This is a genomic window from Inquilinus sp. (assembly GCF_057815775.1).
Genome location: NZ_JBYRFX010000676.1, coordinates 1 through 4,614 on the forward strand (window position 1 = coordinate 1; position 4,614 = coordinate 4,614).

The window sequence follows — 4,614 nt, forward strand, 5'->3', positions numbered from 1 at the left end:
GCCTGCAGCGCCTGGGCCCAATGGCTCCACGGCGTCCGCGGACCGCCTGCCGGCTGGGCTTCGCCCGCCAGCGCCCGCTCATAGCCGCGCTGCAGGTCCGACAGCAGCACCCGCCAGGACACCCCATCCACCGCCAGGTGATGAATTGCCAGCAGCAGGCGGCCCTCGCCCTGCTCCGGCAGCCGGGCATAGCCCACCCGCAGCAGCGGACCTGAGCCCAGCTCCAGGCTGGTCTGCACCGACAGGCCGAACGCTTCCAGCTCCGACTGCCAGCTCTCGCCGGTCAGCGTCGTCACCTGCAGCAGGTTCGACGTCTCCGTCGGCACCACCCGCTGCTGCCACGCGCCGTCGATCCGTTCGAACCGCAGGCGCAGCGCATCGTGGCGACGCACCAGCCAGGACAGCACGTTCTCCAGTGCCGGCTCCGACAGATCACCCTTCACCCGCAGCAGAACCGACTGGTTCCAGTGCGACAGGCCCTCGGGGTAGCGCTCGAAGAACCAGGACTGGATCGGCGTCAGTGCCAATGCTCGGTCAGTGATCTCCGCCTGCACCGCCTCGTCGGTGCCGATTGCCTCGGCCACCTGGGCCAGGCGCTCCACCGTCGGGTGTTCGAACACCTGGCGTGGTGTCACCCGGATCCCCTGTTCCCGCGCCCGCGCAATCACCCGCAGGCTCAGGATCGAGTCACCGCCGATGCGGAAGAAGTTGTCCGTGATCCCGACGGCCGGCAGCGACAGAACCTCGGCCCACACCGCGCACAGCACCCGCTCCGTCTCCGTCCGTGGCGCCTTGATGGCCGATGCCGTGATCTCCGGCTCCGGCAGGGCGTTGCGGTCCAGCTTGCCGTTCGGTGTCAGCGGCAGACGCTCCAGCACCATGATCGCAGACGGGATCATGTGTTCCGGCAGGTCACGAGCCAGCACAGACCGGATGGCTTCCGGATCCACGTCGCCCGTGACGTAGCCGACCAGACGCTTGCTCTCGCCAGAACCCCGCAGCGCGACCGCCGCTTCCTTCACGCCAAGGCAGCCCCGCAGCCCCGCCTCGATCTCGCCAAGCTCGATCCGGTAGCCCCGCAACTTCACCTGATGGTCCAGTCGGCCGATATACTCCGGCTCGCCCGAGGCCAGGCTGCGGGCGAGGTCGCCGCTGCGATACAGCCGGCTGCCCGGCTCGCCATAGGGATTGGGCACGAAGCGTTCCGCCGTCAGCCCAGGGCGGTTCAGGTAGCCCCGCGCCAGGCCGGTGCCGCCGACATAAAGCTCACCCACCCCGTTCGCGGGCGCCAGCTGCAGTGTCTGGTCCAGCACATGCACCGGCAGGTCGGGCAGGCTTTCCCCGATCACGCTGCGCGCCTGCGGTCCCAACACGTCAGCCGCCCTCAGATGGCGATAGGTGGCGTGCACCGTGGTCTCGGTGATGCCGTACATGTTGATCAGCGCTGGCGCCGTATCACCCCGCTTGGCCACCCATGGCGCCAGCGTCGAGGGCTCCAGCTTCTCACCGCCGAAGATCACCGCGCGCAGCGCCGTCAATGGCTGGTCCGACGCAGCATCGAGATGCAGCAACGGCTGGAACGCCGACGGCGTCTGGTTCAGCACCGTCACCGCCTCGGCGCGCAGGAGATCGTGGAACGCCTGGACGTCGCGCGCGGTCCAATGAGGCACCACCACCAGCCGGCCGCCATAGGCCAGCGCGCCGAAGATCTCCCACACCGAGAAGTCGAAGGCATAGGAGTGGAAAAGGGTCCACACGTCAGACGGCCCGAAGCCGAACCAACCGTCGGTCGAATCCAGCAGACGCGCCACAGCCTCATGGCTGATGGCCACTCCCTTGGGCCGGCCGGTGGAGCCCGAGGTGTAGATCACATAGGCCAGCTGCAGCGGATGCGGCACCGCATCCGGGAACCGGCCGCCCCCATCCGCCAGATCCTCCAGCACCACCAAGCGCTGCCCGTCGAGCAGGCCGGACAGCCGCTCCGCGCTCGCCCGGTCGGCGACGATGCAGTGCAGCCCGGCATCGGCGATGGTGTCGCGCAGCCGCGCCTCGGGATAGGCCGGATCCAGCGGCACATAGGCCCCGCCGGCGCGCAGGATGCCCAGCAGCGACGCCACCAGGCCGGTCGAACGCTCCATGCACAGGCCGACCCGGACATCCGCCCCGACGCCAAGCCGCCGCAGCTGCCAGGCCATCCGGCCCGACAGATCCTCCAGGCCCCGGTAGCTCAGGCGGTCATCCTCATGGATCACCGCCTCGGCGTCGGGGTCGCGCCGGCACTGCTCCAGCACCCGCCCGGTCACCGACCGAAAGGCGTAGCGCTGCCGCACGGGTGCTGCTTCGCCGCCGCTCAGCACCAAATCGCCGAGCCGCAATTCGCCCTGCGACGCCAGCTGCTCCAGCACCTCGACATAGTGCTGCCGCAGCCCCGCCACGCTGGCCGACGACACCAGCGCGCCGTCCCAGCTCCAGGTCAGCTCCAGCCCGGCGCCGGGCACCACCACCAGCGTCAGCGGCGTGTCCGTCCGCTCCACGACCTCGGCATGGCGCGGCGCCAGGGCGCCTTGCGCCGCCCGCGCCGCCGCGTCGATCGGGTAGTTCTCGAACACCACCAAGCTGTCGAACAGGCTTTCGCCCACCTGCCCCGCCCAGCGCTGCACCGATGGCAGCGGCGTGTGCTCGTACTGGCGCAGCGCGCTGTTGCGATCCTGCAGGCCCCGCAGCCAGTCCGACACCCGCTCGCCCGCGCTCAGATTGACCCACACCGGCAGGCTGTTGATGAACAGGCCCAGCATCCGGTCCGACCCGGCCAGCTCGGGCGGGCGCCCCGACACCGTCGTGCCGAACACGACTTGCGGCCGGTTGCCGTAGCGCCACAGCAGCACCGACCAGGCGCCCTGCATCAGCGTGTTCAGCGTCACCGCGTGGCGTTGCGCCGCCTGGCGCAGGCGCTCGCTCAGATCCGCCGACAGGCGCTCATCGACCCGATGGGCCCCGGCCTCGCCGGGCGCCGGCCCTTCCAGGCTCTCCACCAGGCCCGCCGGCTCGTCCACCTCCGCCAGCCGCTCGCGCCACCAGGCCTCGCCGCTGCCCTGGCGCGCCAGCCAGGACACATAGTCCCGATAGGATGGGCTGGACACGGGCGGCACCGGCGCACCACGACGCAGCGCCTCATAGGCCGCACCGACCTCGCCCAGCAGCTGCGACGTGCTCCAGCCATCGGTCAGGGCGTGGTGCATGGTGCGGATCAGGTCACAATCGCCATCCGGGCGGGCGAACACTGCAATGCGCAGCAGCGGCGCCACCGACGGATCGAAGCCCAGCGCCAGATCCGCGCGCCGCCATTCGGCCAGCCGGGCGTCATAGTCCTCGACGGCGTGCCAATCATGCTCCGCATAGGGCAGCCGGACCTGATGATGCACCATTTGCAGCGCGTCGCCGCCATGGCGCCATTCGAAGCCGGTGCGCAGGATGTCGTGCCGCGACACCACCGCGTCCCAGGCGCCGCGCAGGGCGGCACGGTCCGGGGAGCCCTTCAGGGTCACCCGCAGCTGATTGACATACAGGCCTTCGCCCGGCCGCATCAGGCTGTGGAACAGCATGCCCTGCTGCACCGCCGTCGCCGGGTAGAGGTCCTGGATCGCCGATATGTCCAGGTCCAGTGCCTGGAACTGCGCCTGGGTCAGGCCGGACAGCGGGAAGTCCGCGGCCGTCGCCCCCGGTGCCTGGGCCAGGCAATGGGCGATCAGCGACCGGATCTCGGCATCGAACCGGCGCACGAGGTCTTCGACCTCGGCCGCCGACACCACGTCCGGGCTGTACTGCCAGCTCAGCGACAGGCTGTCTTCCGCCACGATGCCGTTGATATCCAGCACATGGCCCAGCGCCGTCTCCGGCGACATCGACGCGCCGCGTGCCTCCCGGGCGAAGCCGAACAGCCCATCCTCGGCGAGGCTGCCGTCGAACCGGCCGAGATAGTTGAAGCTCACCTCCGACCGCGGCAGCCCTGTGCGCGCCGCCTCGGGCAGCAGGCCCCAATGCAGGCCACGATGCGGCACCGACCGCAGGCGCTCCTTCACTCCGATCAGATGGGCGGCCGCGTCGGTCTCAGACTGCAGCCAGACGGGATAGCGGGTGGTGAACCAGCCCACCGTCTCCGACACATCCACATCCGGCACCACACCCTCGCGGCCATGCCCTTCCAGGTCGACCAGCACGCCCGGGGCCCCGGACCAGTCCGCCAGCACCCGGCTCAGGGCTGCCAGCAGCACATCCTCGACACCCGTCCGGTACGCCGCAGGCACCTCCTGCAGTAGCCGGCGCGTCTGCGATGCCTCCAGCCGCCACGTCACCTCGCGGCTCGATCCCAGCCGACGATCGCCACCGGACTTCATTGGCAGCCGGCCCGTCGCATTCGACAGGGAGGCCCGCCACCAAGCAGCCTCGGACTGGACCTCGGGTGTTGCCGCATAAGCCTGCAGCGCCTGGGCCCAATGGCTCCACGGCGTCCGCGGACCGCCTGCCGGCTGGGCTTCGCCCGCCAGCGCCCGCTCATAGCCGCGCTGCAGGTCCGACAGCAGCACCCGCCAGGACACCCCATCCACCGCCAGGTGA

1 protein-coding gene is annotated in these 4,614 nt (G+C 70.4%); it reads right to left on the bottom strand.

The window, feature by feature from the left end; all coding sequences use genetic code 11:
• A partial coding sequence (locus AC3XYG_RS23520; RefSeq protein WP_489142295.1) for a non-ribosomal peptide synthetase occupies nucleotides 1–4,614 on the bottom strand: 4,614 nt, incomplete at both ends.